The sequence below is a fragment of the Aporhodopirellula aestuarii genome (genome assembly GCF_023701485.1).
Taxonomy (GTDB): domain Bacteria; phylum Planctomycetota; class Planctomycetia; order Pirellulales; family Pirellulaceae; genus Rhodopirellula; species Rhodopirellula aestuarii.
The window spans coordinates 1-1,353 of the sequence record NZ_JAMQBK010000151.1; the positions used below are offsets into that span (position 1 = coordinate 1).

Consider the following 1,353-nt stretch of genomic DNA (forward strand, 5'->3'; position numbering starts at 1 on the left):
CAACGTGCGATTGCCCTGCCTTGCCGCCTACCAATGCTGCCACACCTGGGTCCCGACTCCAACTACTTGCCGGAAAACCGCAAAGTGGTACCGCGGTTGACAGGCACCTCGTTGGTGAGGCCTGTCGGGGACGTCATCGCGTACCGCCGCAACCACTTTGAGAACCATTCGCGATCACTTTCTCCCAATCAATCAGCCGCCGTCACGGTCATTTTTGAATCATACTCCATCAGCAGAAATACTCCCGCACAGCAGCAACACTGCCTCAGTTGACTGAAAACAGCAAAATTACCCAGCTCTCGTGCGAGTCGAATGAAATTGCTCAACCGGACCACTCACTCATTCCCAATTGCGGGACACACTAAATCCGCCCCGGCTGAGAAGGGATTAGAATATTGTTCGTCAAACAGGCCAAATTCAATATTTGCTCGATCCACTCAAGTTCAAAAAACACAGTTGAAATGAGAACACCAATAATAGTGCCCTGCTGTTTCGCAGTGTATTTCGTCATGTTCTTTCCCATGTCATCTTGTATGGCGCAGTCATGGGGATACAACCGCAACCGGATCGCCATAAGCTTTGACGGCAATAGCGCTGCTGACAACGATTATAAATGGCCAACAGGAGATCCAGACGATTGGGGAGCTCTCCCTGCATCCTGTGCGATCATTGCCAAACTGGGACTGCAGACACAACTGGTCCATTGCTCGTACAACAACTTTATCGACGCGCCACCGGGCCCCGACGCTGAAAATCAATTGAAGATCAGCGCAGATGGAGCGATTAAGTATTGGGGTTTCAATAGCCACGTGTTCTTCGACGTTACCAAGCAGCAACGACAAGCCGTCGACAACTTGGCAACTGAGATGGGAAAGTCGACGGCCAGAGATCCGTTGTATTTTATCCATGCCGGACTATCTGAATTCTTCTATCTTGCGGTCGACGAAGTTGTCCGAAGCGGAAGAACTGATTCGCTGGCGCACGTTAAGTTGGTGTCACATAGTGCATTCAACGAAAATGAATGTCGCCGCAAACACCATCACACCTGGAATGACATCCAAAAACTCAGCGGGAACCGTATACAATATGTAAAGATCCAAGACCAAAACGATAAAGGCAACCCGAACCATCTATGGAATTCAGGGAAAGACTTCTCAGTTTGGCACTGGATGCGTGACCATTCAGAACCCGACATACGATGGATGTACTCAAGGATCAAATCACACAGTGGGAATGTCGCAGATATTTCTGACTGCGGAATGCTCTTTTACCTACTGGTCGGTGATGAAGATGGCAACCCGGTCAAATTCCGCGATTTCATTGGGGATCGAATCAGGGCAATCGCACGTTGAA

At 49.5% G+C, this 1,353-nt stretch carries 2 protein-coding genes; both read left to right on the forward strand.

Going from position 1 to position 1,353, the window contains the following annotated elements:
* The coding region (locus NB063_RS31910) for a hypothetical protein (RefSeq protein ID WP_250933870.1) at positions 1-273 on the forward strand (273 nt) is incomplete at its 5' end.
* Positions 274-509: 236 nt separating this feature from the next.
* Positions 510-1,352 (forward strand): hypothetical protein, encoded by an 843-nt coding sequence (locus tag NB063_RS31915; protein WP_250933873.1) that lies wholly within the window; start codon positions 510-512, stop codon positions 1,350-1,352.
* The last annotated feature ends 1 nt before the right edge of the window (position 1,353 follow it).